Consider the following 25,475-nt stretch of genomic DNA (forward strand, 5'->3'; position numbering starts at 1 on the left):
AGGCCGACGAAGGAGGTCTCATGAGCAGCACTGCCGTCAGCACGCCCTCCAGGCTCGGGCTGCCGAGGTGGGCGGCTCCGGTGGGGGTGGCGGTGGCGTTCGCGGCGGCGTACCTGGTCTTCCGCGGCACCGGGACGCTGCCGCACGACAAGGAGGCGCCGCAGTTCCTGGCCGTCACCGACCTGCGCGAATGGATCGACGACCACCGCAACGACAACCCGCTCTTCCTGTACTTCCTCAACTACATCAGGCTCGGCGTCGGCGCACTCTACGACGCCTTCGAGACCGTCCTGTACGCGCTCGGCTGGCCGGGCGTCACCGGCGTCATGGGCGCGCTGGGCTGGCTGGCGGGCGGTTGGCGGATCGGGCTGCTGGCGATGGCGGGCGTCAGCACGTTCGGCGTGCTGGGGTTGTGGCAGTCGAGCATCGACACGCTGGCCCTGGTCGCGGTGGCCGTGCTGCTGTCGCTGGCGATCGGCGTCCCGCTGGGCGTCTGGGCCGGGCTGTCGGCACGCGTACGCCGGACGATCACGCCGGTGCTGGACGTCATGCAGATCATGCCGACGTTCGCGTACCTGGCGCCGCTCGCGCTCTTCTTCCACATCGGCGCGCCGGCCGGGGCCATCGCGACCATGATCTACTCGATCCCGCCCGCCATCCGCATCACCGCGCTGGCCATCTCGCGGGTCTCGCCCACGGCCGTGGAGGCGTCCACGTCGCTGGGCGCGACGCGCGCGCAGACGCTCTTCAAGGTCTACCTGCCGCTGGCCAGGTCGACGATGGCGCTGGCGGTGAACCAGACCATCATGATGGCCCTGTCCATGGTCGTCATCGCCAACCTGATCTCGGCGCCGGGGCTGGGCGGCGACATCATCAGGGGCCTGTCGCGGGCGCAGGTCGGCATCATGCTCCCGGCGGGCGTGGCCGTCGTGGTCATGGCGGTGGTACTCGACCGCATGATGATGGCCGTCGCCAGGCGCGACCCGCACGCCAAGACCAACCGGACCGACCTGGTCGCGGCGGGGGTGCTGGCCGTGGCCGGGCTGGCGCTCATCCCCGTGCTGCCGCGCGTCTGGCCGGAGAACCTGACGGTCAACTTCGTCGCCGGGGTGAACGACGTCGTCCGCTGGGCCGAGACGAGCTGGTACGGGGTCACGACGTTCATCAAGGACCTCACCTCCGCCGCCCTGCTCAACCCCCTGGAGGCGCTGCTCACCACGGCCCCGTGGTGGCTGGTCGCCCTCGCGGTGCTGACCGTCGCCTGGCGGGTCAGCGGGGTGCGCCCGGCGCTGACGGCGCTCGGCTGCCTGCTGGCCATCGCGCTGCTCGGCGTCTGGGAGCACACCATGCAGACGATGAGCACGGTGGCCGTCGCGGTGCTGGTCACCCTGCTGATCGGCCTGCTGCTCGGGGTGGCCGCGGCCCGCTCGCCGCGTTACTCGGCCATCCAGCGGCCCATCCTGGATGCCGCCCAGACCATGCCCGCCTTCGTCTACCTGCTGCCGGCGCTGGCCCTGTTCGAGACGACCAGGTTCACCGCCATCTTCGCCTCGATCATCTACGCGGTGCCGCCGGTGGTGCGCCTGGTCGAGGACGGCATCAAGGCCGTGCCCGCCACGGTCGTCGAGGCGGCGGCCTCGGCCGGGTCGACTCCGGGCCAGCTCCTGTGGAAGGTGCAGCTCCCCATGGCCAGGCGGGCGATCCTGCTCGCGGCCAACCAGGGCATCGTCATGACGCTGGCCATGGTCGTCGTCGGCGGCCTGGTCGGGGCCGGCGCGCTCGGCTACGACGTGGTCGCCGGGTTCTCCCAGCGAACCGACTTCGGCATGGGCTTCATCGCGGGCATCGCGACCGTGCTGCTCGGAGTCATGCTCGACCGCATCACGCAGGGCGCCGACAAGCGCCCTTCCCCCCGAAAAAGGAAGTTCACATGAAGATTCGCCTGCTCGCAGGCCTTCTCGCACTGGGAATCGCCGCCACGGGATGTGGCGGGGCCACGGTCGACAGCTCGACCGGCTCCTCCTCGGCCCCGCAGACCGCCGCCGGCTCCGCCGCGGGCACGGTCAAGATCGCGATCAATCCGTGGGTGGGCTACGAGGCCAGCGCCAACGTGGTGGCGTACCTGCTGAAGAACGAGCTCGGCTACACCGTCGAGCTGCCCGAGATCAAGGAGCAGCTCGCCTGGGAGGGCTTCGAGACCGGCGACGTCGACGTCATCATCGAGAACTGGGGCCACCCCGACCTCAAGAAGAAGTTCATCGAGGAGAAGAAGGTCGCGCTCGAGGCGGGCTCCACCGGCAACAAGGGCGTCATCGGCTGGTACATCCCGAAGTGGATGGCAGACGAGCACCCCGACATCACCGACTCCAAGAACCTGAACAAGTACGCCGACCTGTTCAAGACCTCCGAGTCGGGCGGCAAGGGGCAGTTGCTGTTCGGTGACCCGTCCTACGTCAGCAACGAGGAAGCCCTGATCAAGAACCTCAAGCTGAACTTCAAGGTCGTCGTCGGCGGCAGCGAGGCGGCCCTGATCAAGGGCGCCCAGCAGGCGCAGGAGCAGAAGAAGGCGCTGCTGTTCTACTTCTGGGACCCGCACTGGCTCTTCAGCAAGACCGACCTGGTCCGTGTCAACCTGCCCGCCTACACCGAGGGCTGCGACGCCGACCCGAAGAAGGTCGCCTGCGACTACGCGGAGCTGGACCTCGACAAGATCGTCAGCAAGAAGTTCGCCGACACCGGCGGCAAGGCGTACGACCTGATCAAGAACTTCAGCTGGACCAACGAGGACCAGAACGCCGTCGCCGACGACATGACCAACAACGGCCTGACCGGTGAGCAGGCCGCCAAGAAGTGGGTCGAGGCCAACACCGCCAAGTGGCAGGCCTGGATCCCCAAGTGACCGCTGCCTGAGCGCGGCTCCCCGCCGGGGAGCCGCGGTCGCGGAGACCTCTCATGCGCATGAAGACGCTGATCGGGCCGCTGGTCGCGGCCCTGCTGCTGGCGGCCTGCTCCAGCGGGACGCCCGAGACCGTCGCCCAGCCCAAGGGCGCCGTCAACATCGACGTCCACGGCTGGGTGGGCTACGAGGCCCAGGCCGCCGTGCTGGCGTACCTGCTCGAACACGAGCTGGGGTACAAGGTGTCCAAACGGACCATGAAGGAGGCCGATTCCTGGCGGGATTTCGAGACCGGCAAGGTCGATGTGATCATCGAGAACTGGGGTCATCCCGACCTGAAGAAGGAGTTCATCGAGGAGAAGAAGGTGGCGCTGTCGGCCGGGCTCACCGGGAACAAAGGGGTGATCGGCTGGTACGTCCCCGAGTGGATGGCCAAAAAGTATCCCGATATTACGGACTACCGAAACCTCAATAAGTACGCCCCCCTTTTCCGGACCGAAAAAACCGGAAATGCCGGACAGATCCTGGATGGCGATCCGACGTTCGTCACCAACGACGAGGCTCTCGTGAAGAACCTCGGGCTCAATTACAAGGTCGTCTACTCGGGGAGCGAGGACGCGCTGATCAAGGCGGCGCAGTTCGCGACGAAGAATCGCACCCCTCTTCTCATGTATTTCTACGAACCGCAATGGCTGTTCACCAAGGTCAAACTGGTCAAGGTCACGCTGCCCCCGTACGCCGTGGGCTGCGACAACGTGGCGGCCAGGGTGGCCTGCGACTACCCGCCGTACCTGCTGGACAAGATCGTCAGCAAGCGGTTCGCCGAACGGGGCGGGCCCGCCTACGAACTGGTCCGCAACTTCACCTGGACCAACGACGACCAGAACACCGTGGCCAGCGACATGATCAACGAGAAGATGAGCGCCGCCGAGGCCGCCAAGCGGTGGGTGGCGGAGAACAAGATCGTCTGGAAGGACTGGATGCCGCGTTGAGGTTCGACTACGTCATCGTCGGCGGCGGCAGCGCCGGCTGCGCCCTGGCCAACCGGCTCAGCGCCGACCCGTCGGTGTCGGTGCTCGTACTGGAGGCCGGGCGGCCCGACTACCTGTGGGACGTCTTCATCCACATGCCGGCCGCCCTGATGTTCCCGATCGGCAGCCGCTTCTACGACTGGAAGTACGAGTCCGAGCCGGAGCCGTACATGGAAGGACGCCGCGTCTACCACGCCCGCGGCAAGGTCCTGGGCGGCTCCAGCAGCATCAACGGCATGATCTTCCAGCGCGGCAACCCCCTCGACTACGAGCGCTGGGCGGCCGACCCCGGCATGGAGCACTGGGACTACGCGCACTGCCTGCCCTACTTCAAGCGGATGGAGAACTGCCTGGCCGATCCCGGCACGGACTTCCGTGGCGGCGCGGGCCCGCTGAAGCTGGAGCGCGGCCCGGCGCGCGGGCCGCTGTTCGAGGCCTTCTTCGAGGCGGTCCAGCAGGCCGGCCACCCGCTCACCGACGATGTGAACGGCTACCGCCAGGAGGGCTTCGCCGCCTTCGACCGCACCATCCACCGGGGCCGCCGGCTCAGCGCCGCCCGCGCCTACCTGCACCCGGTGCGCGGCCGCCGCAACCTCACGGTCAGGACCCGCGCCTTCGTGGAGAAGGTCCTCTTTGAGGGGAAACGGGCGGTCGGTGTGCAGTGCGACGGCAAGCGCGTCGATGCCGGGGAGGTGATCCTGTGCGGCGGCGCGATCAACACCCCGCAACTCCTGCAACTGTCGGGGGTCGGCCCCCGCACGCCACTGTCGGACCTGGGCATCGACGTGGTGCACGACCTGCCGGGAGTGGGTGAGAACCTGCAGGACCACCTGGAGGTCTACGTCCAGCACGCCTGCACGAAGCCGGTCTCCCAGCAGCCGTCCCTGGCCAGGTGGCGACGGCCCTTCATCGGCGCCGACTGGCTCTTTCGCAGAAGCGGCCCCGGCGCCACGAACCACTTCGAGGCGGGCGGCTTCATCCGCTCGAACGACGACGCGGCGTACCCGAACCTGATGTTCCACTTCCTGCCGATCGCGGTCCGCTACGACGGCTCCGCCCCGGCAGGCGGCCACGGGTACCAGGTGCACATCGGCCCGATGTACTCCGACGCCCGCGGCTCGGTCCGCCTCACCTCGCGCGACCCCCGGGCCAAGCCCGCGCTCCGCTTCAACTACCTGTCCACCGACCAGGACCGCCGCGAGTGGGTGGAGGCCATCCGGCACGCCCGCGCCATCCTCTCCCAACCGGCCTGGGCGGACCTGGACGGTGGCGAGCTCTCGCCGGGCCCCGGCGTGCGCACCGACGAGGAGATCCTCGCCTGGGTGGCCCGCGACGGCGAGACGGCCCTGCACCCGTCGTGCACCTGCAGGATGGGCCTGGACGACATGTCCGTGCTCGACCCGGCCACCATGCGCGTCCACGGCCTGGACGGCCTGCGCGTCGTGGACGCCTCGGCGATGCCGTACGTCACGAACGGCAACATCTACGCGCCCGTCATGATGCTCGCCGAGAAGGCCGCCGACCTCATCCTCGGCAACACCCCGCTCCCGCCGGAGCCCGTGGACTTCTACCGCCGCTGACGTACAGTTCCTCCGAAGTAAGCTGACCTTCATGGCTGATGACCGCGAGCGGACGCTCGAATGGGTCGAGCGGGTGGCGACGTTCTGCGGCGACGCCTGGGGCCTGGCGCCCATCACCGGCCGCATCCGCTCGGCCCAACGCTCGATCGCCCTGCTCACCGACCCCGGCCACCGCTGAGCAGGTCCTCGTAGTCGCGCGGCGTGATGTTCTCGGCCGCCCTGCGGCCCATGATGGCCGGAATGTTCTTGCCGGGCAGGTAGGGCAGCAGCTTGTAGTAACGGTTGAGGAACGCGAGCAGCAGGCGGTTGCTCGGCATCATGATCTTGGCGACGCCGTCGCCCAGCTTCTGGCAGCCCGCGACGTACTCCCGCAGCTCCCGCTCGTAGCGGGCGAACGCGACGCGGTGGTCGCCGTGGGCCGCGGCCAGTTCGCCCGCCAGGACGTACGCGCCGACCAGCGCGAGCCCCGAACCCATGCCCGACAGCGAGGACGGGCAGTAGGCGGCGTCGCCGACCAAGGCGACCCGGCCGCGTGACCAGCCGTCCATGTGAACCTGGCCGACCGAGTCGAAGTAGAAGTCCGGCGCGAACCGCATGTCGTGCAGCAGCCGGTCGCTCTGCCAGCCGTTGCCGGCGAAGTGCTCGACGAGGACGGCCTGCTGTCGCGCCACGTCCTTGCGGTCGAGGCCCAGGACCGGCGAGCCGAAGTAGAAGCAGGCCTTGGCCTCGGTGTTGTGGCGGGCGCTGTACATCGAGACGAGCCGGTCCGCGGTGCGGTAGACGTGCCCGGTGTGGTCGAGCCCGAGGTGGTTGGCCGTGGTGAAGATCGCGCAGTAGACGCCGAGGTGCCGCACGAACCGCTCCTCCGGTCCGAACGCCAGGCGGCGCGTGACGGAGTGCAACCCGTCGGCGCCGATCACCAGGTCGAACCGGCGCGGCGCGGCGCGCTCGAAGGTGACGCTCACGCCGTGCTCGTCCTCGGCGAGCGAGGTGATGGAGTCGCCGAAGACGTACTCGGTGTGTTCCTTGGTCGCGTCGAAGAGGATCCCGGCCAGGTCGCCCCTGAGGATCTCGATGTCGCCGGAGAACAGGTCGGCGGGCATGCGGGCCAGCGGTTTGCCGGCGTCGTTCACGTACGACATGGATCCCATGCCGGTGGCGGCGCGCTCGACGTCGGCCAGGATGCCCATGCGGCGCAGGATCGACAGGTGTGCCCGGCCGCGGAAGTCGACCGCGTAGCCGCCGTCGCGCAGCGCGGGGGCGCGCTCCACGATCGTGGGGGTGAAACCGTGGCGGTGCAGCCAGTAGGCGAGCGCGGGACCGGCGACGGAGGCGCCCGAGATCAGCACGTTGGTGTTCTTCATGACGGCGAGCCTGCCCGGCAGGCCTCACCATGCGCTCACCGCGAGCTCACCGTGGACTCACGGCCCGCAGGACGGCCTCGGGGAGACCCATCAGAGGGAGCATGTCGGGGCTGACCAACGCGGCGGCCTGCCGGTATCGCTCGGCTGCCGCGGCGTGGTCGCCCCGCGCCTCGGCGACCCGGCCCAGCCCGGCGAACGTGCGCACCCGGTTGCCCAGGCTCTTGACCCAGTGCGGGTCGAGGCGTTCCAGGGCCTCGCCGTACAGCCGCTCCGCCTCGGCCAGGTCCTGCTCCAGCAGGGCGATGTCGCCGAGCCCGCGCAGGGCCGCCGCCAGGTAGGTGGGGCTGCCCGCGCGACGGGCCAGCGCCGCGGCCCTGTCGTAGTCGGCGCGCGCCGCCGCCAGGTCGTCGCCGATCAGATGGTCGCCCCGGTTGACCAGCAGGTCGGCGCTGTCCTCCAGGGCGCCGAGCCGCTGGGTGAGGGAGAGCGCCTGGTCGGTCAGCGCGATCGCCGTCGTGCGATCGCCGCGTGCGCTCGCCAGGTCGGCGAGCGTGTCCAGGGTCAGCGCGGTGCCCCATCGGTCGCCGAGTGCGCGGAATCCGTCGGCGGCCGTGCCGAACAGGCGCTGCGCGCCCTCGACGTCGCCCTCGCCGAGCGCTCCGTACCCGGCCACGTACCGGGCGACCGCCCGCACCCACGGATCGGGGCAGTCGCGCTGGGACGAGACGAGCGCAAACGCGGCCTGAACGTCGGCCTCGGCCGCGTTCCGCAACATCCACAGCAGCAGCGCGACCGGATGGCGGCCAGGACGGTCACCCGGCCAGGCGGCGGCCAGCGTCTGCGCGGCGGAGGCGCGGTGCCGCTGCCAGAGCGGCCGCCCGGCGGCTCCGAAGGCCGCCAGGAGTACGCACAACGCGTACTCCTCACCATGCGAGGACGTCGAGTACCCCGCCGGGGGCGCGTCGCCCAGGGCGTTCAGCAGCGCGATCGCCTCAGGTGCGAACGACGCGGGCACACCCTGGATCCACAGGTAGGGCGCAGCCGCAGCGAGCAACTCCAAGGCGGTGACGCTCTCCTTCGACTGGACCGTCCAGCGCACCGCCGCGAGCAGGTCAGCGTGTTCGGCCGCCAGGACCGGCAGCCACTCCAGTTGTCCCTCCCGCAGCAGGTGCGGACCGGCGGTTCTGACCAGCTTCAGAAGATGGCGTGCGTGGGCGCGGCGGACCGCTTCGTGTTCGCCCGCCGCTTCCAGGCGTTCCCCGGCATAGGCGCGGATGGTCTCCAGCATCCGGTAACGGCCGCCGGCGACCTCCAGAAGTGACTTGTCGGCCAGGGATTCCAGCGTTTCGCCTTCGGTGTCGCACACCCGCCTGGCGGCCTCCTCCCTCGCGCCGCCGGCGAAGACCGCGAACCGCCGCGCGGCCCGCTGTTCTGGCTCGGACAGCAGGTCCCAGCTCCAGGCGACCACCGAACGCAGCGTCCGGTGCCGCTCGTCGGCGGCGCGGCTGCCGCGGGCCGCGATCCCGAGCCGGTCGTCCAGCCGGCGGGCCAGGTCGTCGACGTCCAGCGTGCGCAGCCGTGCCGCCGCGAGCTCGATGGCCAGTGGCAGGTTGTCCAGGGCCGCGCAGATCTGCTCCATGAGGCGGGGGTCGGCGGTGAAGCCGCGTCGCGCCGCGCGACCCCTGTCGGTGAACAGCCGCACGGACGCCGCGCCGTCCAGCGGCCTGACCTGCCACAGGTGCTCACCGATGAGGCCCAGTGGCTCGCGGCTGGTCGCCAGGACCCGCAGTCGCGGGCACGTCGCCAGCAGCCGGGCCGCCAGTGTCGCGACCTGCTCGACGACGTGCTCGCAGTTGTCCAGCACGAGCAGCAGCACCCGGTCCGACAGCGCCGCGATCAGGCGCTCGACCGGTCCCTGCGCGCGGCCCGCCGCGTGCAGGGCGTTCTCACGCAGTCGGAGCGCGCCCAGCAGCGCCCGCGGCAGGTCGGCGCCCTCGCGCAGCGCGGCCAACTCGACGAAGCACACCTCGTCGGCCGTGACGTCGGCGACCTCGACCGAGAGCCGGGTCTTGCCGACCCCGCCGGGGCCGATCAGCGTGACCAGCCGCGCGCCGCGCAGCAGATCGGCGACCTCGGCCACCTCCTGGGCGCGGCCGACGAAGGAGGTGAACTGGGCGGGCGGCGCGGCAGGCCGGGAGTCTGCGCTCAGCATCTCCTTGTGCAGCGCGACCAGCTCTGCCGAGGGATCGGCGCCCAGTTCGTCGGCCAGGCGCCGCCGGGTCTCCTCGAACACCGCCAGCGCCGCGGCGGGCCCGCCCTCGGCGAACAGCGCCCGCATCAGCAGCCCCGCCGGCCGTTCCCTGAGCGGGTGGCGGCTCACCAGTTCGCGCAGCTCCGGCACGACCCCGCGATGCTCGCCCAGGCGCAGCTCCGCCTCGATCCGATCTTCGAGCGCCTCCAGCCTGAGCTCCTCCAGCCGGACAGCGGCGGCCCTGGCCGTCATGCTCTCCGCCAGGTCGGCCAGCGCCGGGCCACGCCACAGCCCCAGCGCCTCACGCAGCAGCGCGACCGCCCGTGCGTCCGCGCCGTCACGCAGCGCGGCCCGGCCTTGCCCCGTCAGGTGCTCGAACCGCCAGACGTCCACGCCCTCGGGTGGGACGACGATCCGGTAGCCCGCCCCGGCCCGCTCGATCGCGACCGCCGGGCCCAGGGCCGCGCGCAACCTGGACACCTGGGACTGCAGCGCGTGCGCCGACAGCGCGCCACCCGGATCCATCTCCTCGGCCAACCGATCGGCCGACACGACCTCACCAGGGCTGACCAGCAGCAGCGCCAGCAGCGCCCGCCGGGCAGGGCCGCCCAGCGCGACCTCGGCCCCGTCGGCCCGCCAAGCCCGGGTCTCACCGAGTATCGCGAACCGCATGCCAGCGATTATCCACCAGCAGCGCAGCGATCAGCGGTCCAGGCGTTGGTACAGGCGGACTGACAGGGTGAAGAACAGGGCCGTGAGTACCAGGGGCCAGAGAACGGCCATGAGGATCGCGTGTTGGGTCACCCATGAGTCCCCGCCCCATCCGGGGTTCCCGAACAGTTCCCTGGCAGCGGCGACTGTTGACGACAGCGGGTTCCACTCCGAGATCGTGCCCAGCCAGCCCGGCATGGTGCCGGGGGCGACGAAGGCGTTCGAGAGGAAGCCGATCGGGAACTCCAGTGTCTGGACGGCCACCACCCCGCCCGGGTCGCGTACCAGCAACCCCAGGTAGATGCCGGCCCAGAGCAGCGAGAAGCGCAGGAGCAGCAGCAGGCCCACGGCGCCGAGCGCGCCCGAGAGCGTGGCCGGGCGCCAGCCGACCGCGAGTCCGCAGGCCAGCAGGCCGGCCAGGATCAGGACGGAGTTGAGCAGGTCGGCGACCGCCCGGCCGATCAGGACGGCGGCGGGGGCCATGGGCATCGAGCGGAAGCGGTCGGTGACGCCTTTGGAGGCGTCGGTGGTTACCGCGATCATGGTGGCGCTCAGTCCGAAGAGCATGGTCATGCCGTACATGCCGGGCATGAGGAAGGCGAAGTAGTCCACCCCCTGCGGCACCTTGACCGCGCCGCCGAACAGGTAGCCGAAGGCCAGGGTGATCACCATGGGGAAGACCACCCCGAACACCACGGTCATCGGCTGGTTGGCCCAGTGGATCAGGTCGCGGCGGGCGACGGTCCACCCGTCGGCCAGCGCCCAGCGCAGTGCGGTCACTTCGTGCCACCTCCGGCGGCGGTCAGGTTGAGGAAGACTTCGTCGAGCGTGGGACGGCGCAGCGCGACGTCCTCGGCCTCGATCCCGGCGTCCGAGAGTGCGGCCAGGGCCTCGGTGAGCGCCCGTACGCGCTCACGCACCGGCGCGCTCACGTGCCGGGTGTCGCGGTCGGCCTCGGCCGGTCCGGACGCGGCCCGGCCGACGATCTCGGCGGCCTCGTGGAGCCGCGCGGGGTCGCGGATCACCACGTCGAGCCGGTCACCCCCGACTTCGGCCTTCAGCTCGGCGGGCGTGCCCTCGGCGACCACCCGTCCGGCGTCGATCACCGAGATCCGGTGGGCGAGCTGGTCGGCCTCTTCCAGGTACTGCGTGGTCAGCAGCACCGTGGTGCCGCCGGAGACCAGGTCGCGCACCGCCCGCCAGATCTCGGTGCGGCTGCGCGGGTCGAGCCCCGTGGTCGGCTCGTCGAGGAAGAGCACGGGCGGGGCCAGGATCATGCCGGCCGCCAGGTCGAGCCTGCGCCGCATGCCGCCCGAATACTCCTTGGCCGGGCCTTCGTGCTCCAGGCCGAACCTCTCCAGCAGTTCGTCGGCCCTGGCGCGCGCCTCGGCTCCCGTGAGGTGGTGGAGGCGGCCGAACAGCTCCAGGTTCTGCCGCCCGGTGAGCAGTTCGTCCACGGCGGCGTGCTGGCCGACGAGGCCGATGTGGCGGCGTACCTGGCGGGGCTGGGTCGCCACGTCGAACCCGGCCACCTCCGCACGGCCTCCCGTGGGCCGCAGGAGTGTGGTGAGGATGCGCACGGCCGTGGTCTTGCCTGCGCCGTTGGGGCCGAGCAGGCCGCACACCGTGCCCCGCCCCACGTCCAGATCGACGCCGTCCAGCGCCGTCTTCCCGCCGTACGTCTTGCGCAGGCCCTGCGCGAGCACTGCCGGCATGGTTGCCTCCCTGTGAATCGTAGGCGGTACCGTACAGTCTACGATTCAGATCGGCAACCGTACGGTGTACCGTACGAAGGTGACCGTTGAGTACTCGGGTAAGGGCGACCCCGCGCGCAGCCTGGCGCTGCTCTGGCGCACGAGCGAGCGGGCCAGCCGCAAGGGCAAGCCGGAGCTGAGCGTCGACCGGATCGCGCGCGCGGCCATCGAGGTGGCCGACACGGAGGGGCTGCAGGCGCTGTCCATGCGCCGCGTGGCCGAACGGCTGGGCGTCGGGACGATGTCGCTCTACACGTACGTGCCGGGCAAACCAGAGCTGTTCGACGTCATGCTCGACATGGTCTACGGCGAGACCGCCAGGCCGCAGGACGTTCCGGGCGGCTGGCGGGGCAGGCTGGAGCAGATCGCCCGCGAGAACTGGGCCCTCTACCTGCGCCATCCATGGATGCTGCAGGTGGCCGCGAACCGCCCGGTGCTCGGGCCCAACGTCACGGCCAAGTACGACTACGAACTGCGCGCCATCGACGGCATCGGCCTGTCGGACCTGGAGATGGACTCGGTGATCACCCTGGTCACCGGCTTCGTCCACGGCACCGCCAGGGGCGCCGTGGAGAGCGCGCAGGCCGAGAGCAAGACGGGCATCACCGACGAGCAGTGGTGGGCCGCGCACGCGCCCTTCCTGAGCAGGATCGCCGACGCCCACCACTTCCCGACGGCGGCCAGGGTGGGCCAGGCGGCGGGCGAGGCGCTCAACGCCGCCTACAGCCCGGAGCACGCCTTCGAGTTCGGGCTGCGCCGCGTCCTCGACGGCATCGAGGCCCTGGTCAACAGCCGCCGCTCGGCTTGATCACTTCAGGAGACCGGGGCGGAACGCAGGCGGACGACGTGCTCGACGAGCGAGATCAGCGTCGCCTTGACCGACTCGCGGTTGCGCGCGTCGGTGCGGACGATCGGCACGTGCGGCGAGAGCGCCAGCGCCTCCCTGACCTCCACGTCGGAGTGCGGGAACTGCCCCTCCCAGCCGTTGATGCCGATCACGAACGGCAGCTTGGCCTCTTCGAAGTAGTCGATGGCGGGGAAGCTGTCGGCCAGGCGGCGGGTGTCGAGCAGCACGACGGCGCCGATCGCGCCGCGGACCAGGTCGTCCCACATGAACCAGAACCGGTGCTGGCCCGGCGTCCCGAACAGGTAGAGGATCAGGTCGCGGTCGAGCGAGAGCCGCCCGAAGTCCATGGCCACGGTCGTGGTCTGCTTGTTGGGGGTCATGGCGAGGTCGTCGATGCCCGCGGACGCGTCGGTCATCACCGCTTCCGTGGTGAGCGGGAGGATCTCGGACACCGCCCCCACGAACGTGGTCTTCCCGACGCCGAAGCCCCCGGCCACGACGATCTTCGTCGAGGTTAGGCCGGCGCTAGAGCCTGCGTAGTCCACTGAGCACCCTTTCGAGCATGTTGAGGTCTGGCTGTCCCTGGCTGAGCTGTGGCTGGTGCAGGCGGACAAGCCCTTCGTCGGACATGTCCGCCACGAGCACCCTGGCCACGCCCAGCGGGACGCGGAGCAGGGCCGAGATCTCGGCGACCGACCGGATCGACCTGCACAACTGCATGATGGCCTCCTGCTCGGGGGTGAGCATGGCCATCTCGTCGTCCGGTATCGACATCGACGAGATCAACGTCTCCATCGCGAGGTGATAACGCGGCTCGGAACGGCCGCCGGTCACCGCGTAAGGACGGAACAGGGGCTCTTCTTCCCCGATTCCGTCAGTGCCGTACACGGCCCTCTCCCATCAGTTCCATCACATCACCGGGTCCTCGCGGCCTGAAGCTCGGCTCGCAAGGCCGGCGTGAGCGCCTGTCCCGCCCTGTCTACCAGCAGCGTCATCTGGTACGCCACCAGGCCCATGTCACAATCGGGGCTTGCCAGCACCGTGATCACGGAGCCGTCGCTGATCGCCATGACGATGAGCAGCCCGCGCTGCATCTCGACGACGGTCTGCGTCACCGCGCCGCCCTCGAACACCCTCGCCGCGCCCACGGTCAGGCTCAGCAGGCCCGCCGAGACCGCGGCGAGCTGGTCGGCCCGGTCCGGCGGGAAACCCTCGGAGGCGGCCAGGCACAGGCCGTCCGCCGAGACGACGACGGCGTGCGCGACTCCGGGCGTGTTACGAACGAAATCCGTGATCAGCCAGTCGAACTTGTGCGCCTCATGGCTAAGGGTTGTCACGCATCCTCCCCGGCGGGACGCTTACTCACTCTGTTCCTCCTGTCCACGTACTTCCTGGCGGCCCCGGCGCATGCCCTGCTGGAAGCTGGCCATCCGGCTGCGCATCCGGTCCGCCGACACCGGCGGCGCCTGCCGCTGCGGCTGCTGCGGCTGGGCGGCCGTCTGGCCGGCCGTACCGGGCACCAGATTGGCCCTAGGGGTGCGCTTCGGCAGCCCGGCGGCGGTGGTGCCGCCGAGACTGGGCTCGCTGGCTGCGGCCGCCGCCTGCCATCCGGCGTCGGCGGCCGTTCGCCACGTTTCCTCCCCAGAGGGTACGGCTTGCGCGGCCGTGGACCCACCCTCGGTCTGCCCGTTCTGCGGCTCGTCCGGCGGCCTGCGGAACCAGGCCGACTCGACCGCAGCGAAGATCGGCAGGAATTCCTCCTGCTCAGGCTCCATCGGCGACACTTCGACCGAGGGTGCGGGGTCCGGGCGGCGCACGTCGTTCGTGGGGTACGACTGCGGGGGCGGCGGCGTCTGGAACGCGCCATTACCGGATGCGAAAGAGCCCGTGCCGGGGTACGAAGGGTAGGTCCCGGAGTCGAACGAGGCGTGCCGTCGCCTGTAGGAGCCGCCGTCGGTGTCGGCCGTGAAGCCGGCGACCCCCGCTCTGCCCGGGTCGGAGTTGAACGCGCCGAACGCCGGTCTGGGGGCGCCCGGCGTGCTGTCGAAGGTTCTCGGCCCCTGGCTGTCGAACGCGCCCTGACCCTGCCCCGCGCCCTGACCCTGACCTGCGCCAGGCCCCTGACCTGCGCCGGGCCCCTGGCTGTCGTGGGACCTGGGGCGCCGCGGGAGCGAGCCGCCGTCGAAGGAGCCGGTCCCCTGCTGCGGTGCCGGCCCGCCGGGCCTCGCCTGGCCCGCGTCGAGGGCGTCGAAGCTGGCGAACGACCGGAACGTCCCGTTCTGCACGGGCTGCTGCGTCGCGGGCACCGTCCCGCCGCCGAACGCGGGCCGCTGCGGCTGGGACTGCGGCTGCGAGCCGTCCACGACCAGCGTGGGCGGCAGCAGCACCATGGCGATCAGCCCGGCGCCCTCGCCCTTCCGCAGTTGCACCCGGATGCCGTGGCGCAGCGCCAGCCGGCCGACCACGAACAGGCCCATGCGCCGCGAGACCGACACGTCCACGACCGGGGGCTCGGCCAGGCGCCTGTTGGCCTCGGCCAGCTCGTCCTCGGTCATGCTGATGCCGGTGTCGCTCACCGACAGCAACGCGCCGCCGCCCTCGATGAGGCTGCTGGTGACGACGACGGGCGAGTTGCTCGGGGAGAACTGGATGGCGTTCTCGACCAGCTCGGCGACGAGGTGCACCAGGTCGTTGGCGGCGCTGCCGAGCACCGAGGTGCCCCGGTGCACCTTGACCTGGACCCGCTCGTAGCCCTCGACCTCCGACAGCGCGGCGCGTACGACGTCGACCAGCTTGGCCGGCTGGCTGCGCCGGCGGGTGGCCTCGTGACCGGCCAGGACCAGGAGGTTCTCGGAGTTGCGGCGCATGCGGGTGGCCAGGTGGTCGAGCTTGAACAGGTCGGCCAGCCGGCCGCCGTCCTGCTCCCCCTTCTCCAGGCCGTCGATCAGCGAGATCTGCCGCTCGACGAGCGTCTGCGTGCGGCGCGAGAGGTTGACGAACATCGAGCTGATGTTGCTGCGCAGCTCGGCCTCCTCGCCCGCCAGGCGGACCGCCTGCCGGTGCACCTGGTCGAAGGCCCTGGCGACCTCGCCGATCTCGTCCTGGCCCTCGACCTCGATCGGCCGCACGTCGGTGACCGAGGTGTCGCCGCTGACCCGGAGCTGGTGCACCACGTCGGGAAGCCGGAAACCGGCGATCTCCAGCGCCTCGGTGCGCAGCCGGCGCAGCGGGCCGACCATGGATCGGGCGATGGCCACGGTGAGCAGCAGGACCAGCAGCAGCAGCGCCAGGATCAGCACGCCCGCGATGATCGCGTTGCGGATCTCGGCCTCGCGCAGTTCCTGGCCGCGCAGGTTCACCCGGCCGGCCAGTTCCTTCTCGATCCCGTGCAGCACGTCGATGGCGATGGTGTTGCCCTCGAACCACTGCTCGCGCTCGGCCCTGGCCGAGATCAGGTTCTGGGTGATCTGGGCGCCGGGACTCCGGCCGCTGACCAGCGCGACCGCGCGGGACTTGGTGAGCTGGAGGTTGACGTACTCGGGCCGGGAGGTGAGCTGCTGCCACAACTTCAGCCCGGTCTCGACGCCCGCCTCGGCGCCGACGGCGGCCATGTCGCTCTGCTCGCGGGCGTTGGAGGCGATGAACTGCTCGACCTGCTTGGCGTCCGTGCTGTTGGGGTTGTAGGAGGCCCGCATGAGCTGGACGCGTTGCCGGGAGATCTCCTCCTTGGCGGCGGCGAGCGCGCTCAGGGCGCGGAACTGGCCGACGATCTGCGAGTCGTCGGACAGCAGGCTCAGCTCGTCGTGCAGCTTGAGCAGGCTGTCGGCGAGGAAGTCGTAGCGGCTGGTGTTGGCCTGGCCCTCGGCCCTGATCCTGGTCAGCCGGCTCAGGTCGGACCCGGCCTGCCGGGCGGCCTTGGCGATGCGGACGCCGTAGGAGTCGTCCATCGTGCCGAGGTCGGCGCGGACGAGCTTGGCCAGGCCGTCGACGGCCTCCTGCCGCTCCTTCAGCGGCTCGGCGAGCTTCTTGCGCACCGCGCGGTTGGCGCCGATCCAGCCGGCCGTGTCGCGCTCCAGCCCGATCGCCTGCACCAGGTCGCGAATGCGGCCCGCCTGCTCGGCTCCGGTGGCCGTGCGGTCGTAGTCGCCGATGGTCTGCACCGAGCCGACCACGCGCGCTCCCCCGAGCACGACGGCCGCCATGGTGGGCACCAGGATGAGCGCGGTGAGCCGCCACCTCACGCGCCAGCTTCGCAGGCCGAGGCGTGGCAGTGACCGCTTCCCGCGGTCCCGCTTCGCGGCGAGGCCGCTGTCGGAGTTCCCCGTTGTCACTGGTCCCGTTACCCCTCAATCGTCCCGTCCGCCTGCGGGCGTTCAAACCGTCCACACGGTAACCGCAGCACCTGACTTAACCGGCATATCGGACACAATTGTTACAAAACGTGTCCGGCAGTCGTGTGCTGTTGGTTACCGCAACGCGGCAAGAACTTGATCGCGAACTTGGGCCCTCTGCGCGTCGTCGCTGAGGGGGCGACCGGCGCGATCCACTACATAGAAGACGTCCACCGCCTCCGCGCCGAGAGTCTCCACGCGGGCGGCCCTCACGTCAAGACCGCAGTCACCGAACGCCCGCCCGATACGCCACAACAGCCCCGGCCTGTCATGGGCCCTGACTTCCACCACGGTGGCGGTCGCGGAGGCGTCGTCGACCAGTGTCACCCGAGGTGGAGCCACAGGTACCCGGGGCGGCCTGACCGAGCGCGCACGACGGGCCAGGCGCTGCTCGATGTCAAGACGTCCAGCAAGGACCAGACGCAGATCCGACTCCAGCGTGGCCGGGTCGGGCGGGGTGCCGTACTCGGGGATGACCGAGAACTCGATCACCGCCGTGGACCCCGCCGAGGCGGCCGAGGCCGAGCGGACGACGAGCCGGTGCGCGGCGAGCACACCGGCGGCGCTCCACAGCAGGCCCACCCTGTCGGGCGCGACGACGGTGACCGCTCCCCCGTTGACGCGGACGGCACCGCCGCCGTGCCTGGCGAGCGAGGCCTGCCCCTCCGAGAGCGTGGGCGGCTTGGGCGGCGACGATCCGGCCAGCACCGACCTGACCCGGCGGACGAGGTCGGCGACCAGCCCGGCCTTCCAGCTGTTCCAGGCCGCCGGCCCCGTCGCGTGACCGTCGGCGACCGCCAGCGCGGCCAGCAGGTCGAGGACCTCCCTGGTGCCGACGGTGGCGGCGACCTTCTCGATCGTGACCGGGTCGTCCAGGTCTCTGCGGGTGGCGGTCTCGGGAAGCAGCAGATGGTGGCGTACGACGGTGGCGAGCGTCTCGACGTCCTGGGCGGGCAGGCCGATGCGGGTGGCGATGTCGCGGACCACGACCTCACCGGTCGCCGAATGGTCGCCGGGCCAGCCCTTGCCGACATCGTGCAGGAGCGCCCCGATCAGCAGGAGGTCGGGACGGGAGACCTCGCGGGTGTGGCTGGCGGCGTTGGCGGCGGCCTCGATCAGGTGCCGGTCGACGGTGAAACGGTGGATCGGGTTGCGCTGGGGACGATGGCGCACGCGTTCCCAGTCAGGAAGCAGCTTGACAAGGATGCCCGCCTGATCGAGCTCCTCCCACACCGGCACGGCGGCGCGTCCCGCGCCGAGAATCGACACCAGCGAGTCGCGGGCCTCCTCCGGCCACGGCACCGGCATCGGAGGCGACTGAGCTGCCAGAACCGACACCGTCGCGGGAGCCAGCGGCAACCCCGAGTCGGCCGCCGCGGCAGCCGCGCGCAGCACCAGCACGGGGTCCTTGCGCGGGTCGATCCCCCTGGCGAGCACCACTTCGCCGCCGTGCTCGACCACGCCGTCGGCCAGCGGGCGGCGGCCCCGCGGAGCGGGCCCTGACAACAACCGGTCAACGGTGCGCCAGGTCGCGTCGAAGGCATGGGAGACGGTCCTGCCCGCCCCGGCGAGCCTGCGCATCAGCGCCTCGGCGTCGAGCAGGCCCAGCAACCCCGCCACGGCGTCCTGCTCCTGCAGCACCAGCCGGTCGGTACCGCGGGCGGTGACGACGTGCAGCGCGTGCCGCACGTCGAGAATGAACTCGTGCGCCTCGCGGGCGCGGGGACCGGGCGCCGAGGCGACCCAGGCCGCGGCCACGGCCTGCATGGCCTGGACGTCGCGGAGCCCGCCACGCCCGTCCTTGAGATCGGGTTCGAGGAGGAAGGCCAGCTCGCCGCTGACCTGAGCCCGCTTGTCAGCCGCCTCACGCAGCTCGCCGAGCCTGCGCCGGGAGTCGGCCCGCCACTCGGCCAGGACGGCCTCCCTGGCCTTCCGCGTCAGCTCGGGGTCGCCGGCCACGTGCCTGGCCTGGATGAGGCCCAGCACCGCCTTGAGGTCCTGGCGGGCGACGGACACGGCCTCTTCGACCGTGCGCACCGAATGATCGAGATTGACGGCCGAGTCCCAGATCGGATACCAGATCCGGTCGGCGATCCTGGCCACGTCGGCCCGGCCGTTGTGCAGCAGCACCAGGTCGAGGTCGCTGCCGGGGGCCAGCTCGCCCCTTCCGAGGCTCCCGACGGCGACCAGGGAGACGTGGTCGCCGTCGCTCGCCGTACGGAAGAGATCCTTGAGCCAGCGGTCGGTGTCCGCGGCCCGCTCCTTGCGGGCCGCGGCATACGAACGGGCCTCTCCCCTCACAACTGTGCCCCCCTTGCCGAGCGCCGCCCGAACTCTCACAGGGCTTCTGGGCCCCTTTCTCCCGTGCGGACCCTGACTACGGTGTCCACCGGGACGGACCAGACCTTGCCGTCGCCGATCTTGCCGGTGTGCGCGGCCTTGACGATGACGTCGATCACGTCCTCGGTGTCATCCTCTTCGGCGAGGACCTCCAGCCGGACCTTGGGCACCAGGTCCACCTGGTACTCGGCCCCGCGGTAGACCTCGGTGTGCCCGCGCTGACGGCCGTAGCCGCTGGCCTCGCTGACGGTCATGCCCTTGATGCCGAACTGTTCCAGCGCGGCCTTCACGTCATCCAGCTTGAAGGGCTTGATGATCGCCGTGATGAGCCTCATGCGTCCACCTTCTTCGGAGCAGGAGCGGTGGGACCGTTGGGGGAGGCCACGCCGGAGGCGTAGACCGTGCCGAGGTCGTAGCCGGTCTCGGCGTGAGTGCTGACGTCGATGCCCGTGACCTCGGCGTCCGCGCTGAGGCGGAAGCCCATCGTCTTGTCGATGATCTTACCGAGGACCCAGGACATCACGAAGGAGTAGCCGCCGACCGCGACAGGGCCGAGAATCTGCAGGCCGAGCTGGCTGAGCTGGCCACCCTCGATCAGGATGCCCTTGTTCTGGCCGGGCAGGAACGGATAGGCGGCCACGAAGCCCAGCGCCACGGCGCCGATCACACCGCCGACCAGGTGCACGCCGACCACGTCGAGGGAGTCGTCGAAGCCCAGCTTGTACTTCAGGCCGACCGCGTAGGCGCAGCCGACACCGGCGAGCAGGCCGATGACCACGGCGGCCCACGGGTCGACGAAACCACAGGCGGGCGTGATGGCGACCAGGCCGGCCACCGCGCCGGAGGCGACGCCGAGCGTGGTCGCGTGACCGTCGCGCAGCTTCTCCACCACGATCCAGGCGCCGGCGGCCACGGCCGTGGCGACCTGGGTGTTCATGAACGCCAGGCCCGCGGTCTGGTCGGGGGCCAGCTCGGAGCCGGCGTTGAAGCCGAACCAGCCGAACCACAGCAGCCCGGTGCCGAGCAGGACCAGCGTCAGGTTGTGCGGCCGCATGGGCTCCTTGCGCCAGCCCTGGCGCTTGCCCAGGACGAGTGCGAGCGCGAGCGCCGCCGCGCCGGCGTTGATGTGGACGACGGTGCCGCCGGCGAAGTCCTCGATGCCGAGCTGGGAGAGCCAGCCGCCGCCCCAGACCCAGTGGGCGACGGGGAAGTAGACCACCGTGGCCCACAGCAGGGAGAACACGACCCATGCGCCGAACTTGGCCCGGTCGGCGATGGCGCCGCTGATCAGCGCGACGGTGATGATGGCGAAGGTGAGCTGGAAGGCGGCGAACACCATCAGCGGGAAGTTGTCCGCCGCGGCGGCCTCGGCGGTCACGTTCCCGCCTTCGACGATGAGGCCCTCGTAGACGGAGTTGTAGACCCCGCTCAAGCCGACGTAGTCGAGCCCTCCGATGATCTTGTTGACGAAGCCGTCGCCTTCACCGGCCGTGTCGAACGCGAGGGAGTAGCCGTACAGAACCCAGGCGACCGTCACGACGATGATGCTCACGAAGGACATCATCATCATGTTCAGGACGCTCTTGGCCCGGGTCATACCCCCGTAGAAGAACGCGAGGCCCGGAGTCATCAGCAGCACCAGGGCAGTGCATACCAGCATCCAGGCGGTAGTGCCGCTGTCGATCATCGAAGCGACCCTCCTTCTTGCATGTGACGTGTTGCCACAGCGTGTTCGCCCGGAGTTTCGTGGCTCGACCAGGCGTGTTTCACATTCGTGAATCTCGCCACACTGATGTTTCGGGCTCGTTTCGGACCACTCACACCCCCGATTTCGGAAATGACACATCAAGCATGAGACACTTAGGGTTGCCTAACCTAAGCGATCAAGGAATGCCCATGCGTCTGCGCCTGGCCGTCACCGCCATGCTCCCCCTCCTCGCCCTCGCCGCGTGCGGGACGTCCACCTCCTCCGAAGGGGCGGGTCCCACCAGGACCGTCAAGCACGCCATGGGAGAGACGAAAGTGCCCATGAACCCGCAGCGGGTCGTGGTCCTCGACACCGACAAGCTCGACACGATGGTCTCGCTCGGCCTCACACCGGTCGGCGCGGCACAAGCCCAGGAGAACCAGTCCTGGCCCAAGTACCTCGGCTCGGCCCTGGCCGCCACCAAACCGGTGGGCACCCTCCAGCAGCTCAACATCGAGGCCATCATGGCGCTCAAGCCGGACCTCATCCTCGGCACCAAGTTCCGGCAGGCCGCCTTCTACGACAAGCTCAGCAAGATCGCCCCGACGGTGTTCACCGAGCGGGTCGGCATCACCTGGAAGGAGAACTTCCTGCTCGACGCCGAGGCGCTGGGCAAGAAGGACCAGGCGACGCAGCTCATGTCCGCCTATGAGACGCGGGCCGAGGAAATAGGCGCCAAGTTCTCGAAGCTGCAGGTGGGCATCGTGCGGTTCATGCCGACCGAGATCCGCGTCTACGGCCCCGAGTCGTTCAGCGGCATCGTGGTGGGCGACTCCGGCATCCAGCGTCCGCAGGCCCAGCAACTCGCCGAACAGGATGACAAGCGCTTCGGCAAACTGAGCCAGGAGAACATCGCCAAGGCCGACGCCGACGTGGTGTTCTACACGGCGTACGGGGAGGCCGCCGCCAAGTCGCAGGCCTCGGTGACCGGCGGGCCACTGTGGAAGAACCTGAAGGCGGTCAAGGACGGCAACGCCCACAACGTCGACGACGAGGTCTGGATGCTCGGCATCGGCGTCACAGCCGCCGGCAAAATCCTCGACGACCTGGACAAATACCTCACCCCACTGGTGTGACCGGCACCTCACCCCACGAGTGAGACGGAGTCCCCTTCAGCGATCCTGCCGGACCGCAGCACGCGAGCGTAAACGCCCAGGCAAGGCTGCGGCGTTGCCTCTTGGCCTCGCTTCGCTGCGGATCCGTCACCGGCGAACACCGGAACCCGGTTGTGCTTGGCGACCATGCGCAGGGCGTCGAGGTCGCGCCCGAGGTCCCCGTGTGCCAGCGTCGGCACCGCGCACCGGGGGCTCCTCGCGATGATCTGGAGCGCCACGCTGTCGCCGATGCGCAGTTCGCGCCCCACCCAGCCGTTCTCCACGAAGCCCTCCGCCTCCGTCGCGATCACCAGATTCGGCCGGTAGCGGAGGGCCGCGGCGCCGACCACCCCGAGCGCGGACGTGGTGACCAGGTGAACGGGCGCGAAGTCGAAGAACGTGCCCTCTGGTGAGGCCCCGCCGAGCCGTCCCACGGTGTAGGGGACCTCGGCTTCGAGCCCCTCGGCCAGCACCCGTTCTGGGACGGAACGCTCGAACTCGGCCTCCGGCGGCGCCACGTCGATGAGCCGGACCTCACGCCCGAGCACCTCCGACAACTCGGCGTCGCCGGGGACGCGGGCACCCTCGATCGTCAGCAGGTCGCGCCAGAGCCGCGGGTTCTTGGCACTGGCGATCTTCCCCGTCGCGACGTCGAGCACCGCGCGGGCCCGGTCGCCCGTCAGCCCCCGCTCGCTCACCTCGCTCTCGGCGACCTGCTCTCCCAGCATCGACTTGACGGGGTACCGCCGCAACGCCTGTACGTACATGAACCCGATCTTACGAACGAATCCAATGGCCTATTTCTGGGCGGCCCAGAACCGGCGCAGGTGCGGGACCAGCTCGGCGGCCCGCTCGTCGGGGAAGAACAGCCGCCCGCCGTCGATCTCGACGATCTCCCGGACGCCGGGGATCGTGTCGCGCAGCCACCGGGCCCAGCTCACGTCGAAGAACACGTCGCCCGTCCCCCACACCAGGAGCGTCGGCACGGTGAGCAGGGTGAGCTCCGGCTCGATCGCGATCATGTCCTTGGCGTCGATGGAGGTCAGCAGCCGCTCGAAGTCCCTGCCGCCGTCCGGCTTGGTCAGGATCGGCCGCACGAAGGCGTCCACCAGTTCCTTCGGGTCGTCGATGCGCTCGTACCCCTCGCCGAGGGCGCTGCCGGCCATCAACTCCGGCTGGTCGAGCAGGACCGCCATGAGCTCGGTGAGCTGACCGGCGGCGGCCAGCTCAAGCGTGGGTTTGAACGCCTCGGGCGGGGTGTTGGTGTGCACGTCGCAGTTGGTGAGGGTGAGGGTGCGCAGGCGTTCGCGGTTGCGTACGGCGAAGACCTGGCACACCGCGCCGCCGGTGTCGTTGCCGACGAGGTCCACGTCGGTGAGGTCGAGCTCCTCGCACAGCTCGGCCACGGCTTCGGCGAGGGCCGGGATGGACAGGTCGTCGCGCGAGGCGCTGCCGCCGTGCAGCGGCAGGTCGATCGCCACGCAGCGGCGTTCGTCCCGCAGGTCTTCGATGACGTGGCGCCAGAGGTAGGAGCTGGTGCCGACGCCGTGGACGAACAGCGCGACGGGCCCTTGGCCCACGTCCACGTAGTTGATGCCGTTCATGGTTTCCCCGTTCTCGATTACAAACCGACTGTCGGTCTACGAAATTACCGACTGACAGTCGGTTTGTCTATGGTGGTCCCATGAACCTCAAGGCCGAACGCGGCGCGGCCACCCGCGACAAGGTCCTGTCGATCGCCACCCGGCTGTTCGCCGACCGAGGCTACGACGACACCTCGATCGAGACGGTCCTTCAGGAGTCGGGGCTGAGCAGAGGGGCGCTGTACCACCACTACGCGGGCAAGGAAGCGCTGTTCGAGGCCGTACTGGAAGCCACGGAATCGGCCATCGGCGTCAAGATCGCCCAGGCGGTCCAGGGCATCACCGACCCGGCCGCCGCGCTCCGGGCCGGGGTCATCGCCTGGATCAGGCTCGCCGGCGACCCGGTCATCAAACGCATCGTCCTCATCGACGCGCCGTCCGTCATGGGGTGGGAGCGGTGGCGCGCCATGGAGGAGCGCTACTCGTTCGGCATGCTCAAGGCGGCGCTGGAACGTACGGGGTCGGTGCCGCCGGACTTCCTGGACCTGCACGCCCACATGCTGCTCGCCGCCGTAAACGAAAGCGCCCTACTGGTGGCCAGGGGCGGCGACCACGCAACCGCCGAAGCCGCCGTCGAAGAATTCCTCCACCGCCTCCTCCACCACCGCCCCTGACCCACCCACCCGTACAGACGCGCGAGCGTGGGCGATGCGGGCGGCGGTGGGCGGGCCGCCGCAGTGGACAGCGGGGTCTTTGGGGCGCTGCGGCGGCGGGGTGGTGTGCGCTGGTATGGGGCTCAGCCTGCCGGGAGTCGGCACCCGAAAAGCCGCTTGCCCCGGCTGGCACGTCACATGCGAAGGGGCCGGGGCAAGCGGGTCATCGTGAAGGGTCTCAAGCGGGCGGCGTGGAAAGCGTCACCCGTCAGGGCAAGCGGGTATCAAGCGGCTGCGGTGGCCATTTTGCGGAGGCGGGCCAGCGCGTCGCGTTCGATTCGCCGGGCGCGATCGCGGCCGATCCCGTACCGTTCCCCCACCTCGGTGAGCGTGTGTTCGCGCCCGTCCACCAGCCCGTACCGCCACCGCAGCATCTCGCTGGTGTCGCCCTCGAGCCCGGTGAGCCACTGGTCCAGCCGCTCCCGCTCCAGGATGTCGATGGCCTGCTGCTCGGGGTCGGCCCACGTCTCGTCGGCGATCATGTCGCCGAGTTCGGTCTCGTCCTCGTCGCCCACCCCGAGTTGCAGCGAGACCGGGTCGGAGGCCCATCGGCGCAGTTCGCGTACCCGCTCGATCGGCAGATCGAGGATCGCGGCGAGGTCGTCGTCGGTGGGTTCGGCGTCGAACTCGGCCAGTATGTCGCGGCGGACCCGCATCAGCCGGGTCATCTGCTCCCCCGCGTGCGTGGGCAGCCGTACGGGCCGCGCCTGCTCGTGGATGGCCCGCCCCACCGACTGCCTGATCCACCATGTCGCGTACGTGGAGAACTTGTACCCCCGCCGGTAGTCGAACTTCTCCACTGCGCGCACCAGCCCCAGGTTCCCCTCCTGGACCAAGTCGATCAGGGGCATCCCCCGACCTGAGTACTTTCTGGCCACCGCCACCACCAGGCGCAGGTTGGCCTGGATGAATTCGTCTTTCGCGCGCTGGCCCGAGACGGCCAGGCGTTCGAGCTCTTCGTCGGCCGCGTCCCCGATACGCGGCTCCGAGCCCCCGCTGTCGAGGAGCTGCTCGGCGAAAAGACCCGCCTCTATCCTCTTGGCGAGCTCCACTTCCTCCTCTGCCGTGAGCAGCGGGACCCGGCCGATCTCGGCCAGATACGTCCCCAGCAGATCGCGCTCGGCGACATGCTGCTCCTGCGTGCGACTCCCCGTAGGCCTTGCCATCCCCAGG

The 25,475-nt window shown here is 70.2% G+C and carries 22 protein-coding genes; 8 read left to right on the forward strand and 14 right to left on the reverse strand.

All coding sequences use genetic code 11. The features are described 5' to 3' along the window. Positions 1-20: 20 nt before the first annotated feature. The 5 genes from ACFOY2_RS38210 to ACFOY2_RS38230 are packed head-to-tail and all read left to right on the forward strand — an operon-like array spanning position 21 to position 5,685. Positions 21-1,934 carry an ABC transporter permease gene (locus ACFOY2_RS38210; RefSeq protein WP_379532988.1) on the forward strand — a complete coding sequence of 638 codons (1,914 nt, stop codon included), beginning with the start codon at positions 21-23 and terminating at the stop codon, positions 1,932-1,934. Further along, entirely contained in the window at positions 1,931-2,899 is a 969-nt protein-coding gene (locus ACFOY2_RS38215; RefSeq protein WP_379532989.1) for an ABC transporter substrate-binding protein, read from the forward strand. Before ACFOY2_RS38210 ends, ACFOY2_RS38215 begins: the two co-directional genes overlap by 4 nt. A gap of 53 nt (positions 2,900-2,952) precedes the next feature. After that, positions 2,953-3,888 carry an ABC transporter substrate-binding protein gene (locus ACFOY2_RS38220; protein WP_379532990.1) on the forward strand — a complete coding sequence of 312 codons (936 nt, stop codon included), beginning with the start codon at positions 2,953-2,955 and terminating at the stop codon, positions 3,886-3,888. Beyond that, on the forward strand, positions 3,885-5,507 hold the full coding sequence (gene betA, locus ACFOY2_RS38225) for a choline dehydrogenase (RefSeq protein WP_379532991.1): 1,623 nt from the start codon (positions 3,885-3,887) through the stop codon (positions 5,505-5,507). The genes ACFOY2_RS38220 and betA overlap by 4 nt, the downstream gene beginning before the upstream one ends. Before the next feature lie 31 nt (positions 5,508-5,538). Beyond that, positions 5,539-5,685: a hypothetical protein gene (locus ACFOY2_RS38230; RefSeq protein ID WP_379532992.1), complete on the forward strand. Its 147-nt coding sequence runs from the start codon at positions 5,539-5,541 to the stop codon at positions 5,683-5,685. Here the strand turns inward: ACFOY2_RS38230 and ACFOY2_RS38235 are convergent. Genes ACFOY2_RS38235 through ACFOY2_RS38250 form a run of 4 tightly spaced genes read right to left on the reverse strand, consistent with a single transcriptional unit; the run spans position 5,663 to position 11,548 of the window. After that, entirely contained in the window at positions 5,663-6,871 is a 1,209-nt protein-coding gene (locus tag ACFOY2_RS38235; protein ID WP_379532993.1) for an FAD-dependent monooxygenase, read from the reverse strand. The two genes, ACFOY2_RS38230 and ACFOY2_RS38235, sit on opposite strands and share 23 nt — an antisense overlap. 46 nt (positions 6,872-6,917) lie before the next feature. Then, positions 6,918-9,794 (reverse strand): BTAD domain-containing putative transcriptional regulator, encoded by a 2,877-nt coding sequence (locus ACFOY2_RS38240; RefSeq protein WP_379532994.1) that lies wholly within the window; start codon positions 9,792-9,794, stop codon positions 6,918-6,920. Positions 9,795-9,824: 30 nt separating this feature from the next. Beyond that, on the reverse strand, positions 9,825-10,613 hold the full coding sequence (locus tag ACFOY2_RS38245; RefSeq protein ID WP_379532995.1) for an ABC transporter permease: 789 nt from the start codon (positions 10,611-10,613) through the stop codon (positions 9,825-9,827). After that, the gene (locus tag ACFOY2_RS38250) at positions 10,610-11,548 is read right to left on the reverse strand and encodes an ATP-binding cassette domain-containing protein (protein WP_379532996.1); all 939 of its coding nucleotides are present in this window, start codon (positions 11,546-11,548) and stop codon (positions 10,610-10,612) included. The genes ACFOY2_RS38245 and ACFOY2_RS38250 overlap by 4 nt, the downstream gene beginning before the upstream one ends. A 79-nt stretch (positions 11,549-11,627) precedes the next feature. Here ACFOY2_RS38250 and ACFOY2_RS38255 point away from each other — a divergent pair, with 79 nt between their 5' ends. Next, positions 11,628-12,395, forward strand: coding sequence for a TetR/AcrR family transcriptional regulator (locus ACFOY2_RS38255; protein ID WP_379532997.1), 768 nt, complete (start codon positions 11,628-11,630; stop codon positions 12,393-12,395). Positions 12,396-12,400: 5 nt separating this feature from the next. On the opposite strand, the gene ACFOY2_RS38260 is transcribed toward ACFOY2_RS38255, so the two are convergent. The 7 genes from ACFOY2_RS38260 to ACFOY2_RS38290 form a co-directional block, all read right to left on the reverse strand. Continuing rightward, the gene (locus ACFOY2_RS38260; RefSeq protein WP_357823583.1) at positions 12,401-12,979 is read right to left on the reverse strand and encodes a GTP-binding protein; all 579 of its coding nucleotides are present in this window, start codon (positions 12,977-12,979) and stop codon (positions 12,401-12,403) included. Beyond that, complete coding sequence (locus ACFOY2_RS38265; protein ID WP_379532998.1) at positions 12,960-13,322, reverse strand: DUF742 domain-containing protein; 363 nt, start codon at positions 13,320-13,322, stop codon at positions 12,960-12,962. The genes ACFOY2_RS38260 and ACFOY2_RS38265 overlap by 20 nt, the downstream gene beginning before the upstream one ends. Positions 13,323-13,348: 26 nt before the next feature. Continuing rightward, on the reverse strand, positions 13,349-13,771 hold the full coding sequence (locus ACFOY2_RS38270) for a roadblock/LC7 domain-containing protein (RefSeq protein WP_357823577.1): 423 nt from the start codon (positions 13,769-13,771) through the stop codon (positions 13,349-13,351). Between the two features lie 21 nt (positions 13,772-13,792). After that, the gene (locus ACFOY2_RS38275) at positions 13,793-16,675 is read right to left on the reverse strand and encodes a nitrate- and nitrite sensing domain-containing protein (RefSeq protein WP_379532999.1); all 2,883 of its coding nucleotides are present in this window, start codon (positions 16,673-16,675) and stop codon (positions 13,793-13,795) included. A 225-nt stretch (positions 16,676-16,900) separates the two neighbouring features. Continuing rightward, the gene (locus tag ACFOY2_RS38280) at positions 16,901-19,126 is read right to left on the reverse strand and encodes a [protein-PII] uridylyltransferase (RefSeq protein ID WP_379533000.1); all 2,226 of its coding nucleotides are present in this window, start codon (positions 19,124-19,126) and stop codon (positions 16,901-16,903) included. Positions 19,127-19,161: 35 nt separating this feature from the next. Then, on the reverse strand, positions 19,162-19,500 hold the full coding sequence (locus ACFOY2_RS38285) for a P-II family nitrogen regulator (RefSeq protein ID WP_185071480.1): 339 nt from the start codon (positions 19,498-19,500) through the stop codon (positions 19,162-19,164). Next, complete coding sequence (locus tag ACFOY2_RS38290) at positions 19,497-20,852, reverse strand: ammonium transporter (RefSeq protein ID WP_379533001.1); 1,356 nt, start codon at positions 20,850-20,852, stop codon at positions 19,497-19,499. The genes ACFOY2_RS38285 and ACFOY2_RS38290 overlap by 4 nt, the downstream gene beginning before the upstream one ends. A gap of 209 nt (positions 20,853-21,061) precedes the next feature. On the opposite strand from ACFOY2_RS38290, the gene ACFOY2_RS38295 reads away from it, so the two are divergent. Continuing rightward, entirely contained in the window at positions 21,062-21,988 is a 927-nt protein-coding gene (locus ACFOY2_RS38295) for an ABC transporter substrate-binding protein (RefSeq protein WP_379533002.1), read from the forward strand. Positions 21,989-21,996: 8 nt separating this feature from the next. Here ACFOY2_RS38295 and ACFOY2_RS38300 read toward each other — a convergent pair whose 3' ends face one another. Together ACFOY2_RS38300 and ACFOY2_RS38305 are read right to left on the reverse strand one after the other, a co-directional pair. Then, positions 21,997-22,773, reverse strand: coding sequence for an MOSC domain-containing protein (locus ACFOY2_RS38300; RefSeq protein ID WP_379533003.1), 777 nt, complete (start codon positions 22,771-22,773; stop codon positions 21,997-21,999). Positions 22,774-22,803: 30 nt separating this feature from the next. Then, positions 22,804-23,610, reverse strand: coding sequence for an alpha/beta fold hydrolase (locus ACFOY2_RS38305; protein ID WP_379533004.1), 807 nt, complete (start codon positions 23,608-23,610; stop codon positions 22,804-22,806). A gap of 80 nt (positions 23,611-23,690) precedes the next feature. Between ACFOY2_RS38305 and ACFOY2_RS38310 the strand changes: the two genes are divergently transcribed. Then, a complete protein-coding gene (locus ACFOY2_RS38310) occupies positions 23,691-24,263 on the forward strand; it encodes a TetR/AcrR family transcriptional regulator (protein WP_379533005.1) in 573 nt (190 codons plus the stop codon). A 263-nt stretch (positions 24,264-24,526) separates the two neighbouring features. On the opposite strand, the gene ACFOY2_RS38315 is transcribed toward ACFOY2_RS38310, so the two are convergent. Beyond that, entirely contained in the window at positions 24,527-25,468 is a 942-nt protein-coding gene (locus tag ACFOY2_RS38315; protein WP_379533006.1) for a sigma-70 family RNA polymerase sigma factor, read from the reverse strand. Positions 25,469-25,475: the final 7 nt, after the last annotated feature.

Source organism: Nonomuraea purpurea (assembly GCF_042650645.1).
Taxonomy (GTDB): Bacteria; Actinomycetota; Actinomycetes; order Streptosporangiales; family Streptosporangiaceae; genus Nonomuraea; species Nonomuraea purpurea.

What these genes read in the sequence shown, in the direction of transcription:
- ACFOY2_RS38210 (WP_379532988.1), top strand. Translation starts at nt 21, where the DNA reads ATGAGCAGCACTGCCGTCAGCACGCCCTCCAGGCTCGGGCTGCCGAGG.
- ACFOY2_RS38215 (WP_379532989.1), top strand. Translation starts at nt 1,931, where the DNA reads ATGAAGATTCGCCTGCTCGCAGGCCTTCTCGCACTGGGAATCGCCGCC.
- ACFOY2_RS38220 (WP_379532990.1), top strand. Translation starts at nt 2,953, where the DNA reads ATGCGCATGAAGACGCTGATCGGGCCGCTGGTCGCGGCCCTGCTGCTG.
- ACFOY2_RS38230 (WP_379532992.1), top strand. Translation starts at nt 5,539, where the DNA reads ATGGCTGATGACCGCGAGCGGACGCTCGAATGGGTCGAGCGGGTGGCG.
- ACFOY2_RS38235 (WP_379532993.1), bottom strand. Translation starts at nt 6,871, where the DNA reads ATGAAGAACACCAACGTGCTGATCTCGGGCGCCTCCGTCGCCGGTCCC.
- ACFOY2_RS38240 (WP_379532994.1), bottom strand. Translation starts at nt 9,794, where the DNA reads ATGCGGTTCGCGATACTCGGTGAGACCCGGGCTTGGCGGGCCGACGGG.
- ACFOY2_RS38250 (WP_379532996.1), bottom strand. Translation starts at nt 11,548, where the DNA reads ATGCCGGCAGTGCTCGCGCAGGGCCTGCGCAAGACGTACGGCGGGAAG.
- ACFOY2_RS38285 (WP_185071480.1), bottom strand. Translation starts at nt 19,500, where the DNA reads ATGAGGCTCATCACGGCGATCATCAAGCCCTTCAAGCTGGATGACGTG.
- ACFOY2_RS38290 (WP_379533001.1), bottom strand. Translation starts at nt 20,852, where the DNA reads ATGATCGACAGCGGCACTACCGCCTGGATGCTGGTATGCACTGCCCTG.
- ACFOY2_RS38295 (WP_379533002.1), top strand. Translation starts at nt 21,062, where the DNA reads ATGCGTCTGCGCCTGGCCGTCACCGCCATGCTCCCCCTCCTCGCCCTC.
- ACFOY2_RS38300 (WP_379533003.1), bottom strand. Translation starts at nt 22,773, where the DNA reads ATGTACGTACAGGCGTTGCGGCGGTACCCCGTCAAGTCGATGCTGGGA.
- ACFOY2_RS38305 (WP_379533004.1), bottom strand. Translation starts at nt 23,610, where the DNA reads ATGAACGGCATCAACTACGTGGACGTGGGCCAAGGGCCCGTCGCGCTG.
- ACFOY2_RS38310 (WP_379533005.1), top strand. Translation starts at nt 23,691, where the DNA reads ATGAACCTCAAGGCCGAACGCGGCGCGGCCACCCGCGACAAGGTCCTG.
- ACFOY2_RS38315 (WP_379533006.1), bottom strand. Translation starts at nt 25,468, where the DNA reads ATGGCAAGGCCTACGGGGAGTCGCACGCAGGAGCAGCATGTCGCCGAG.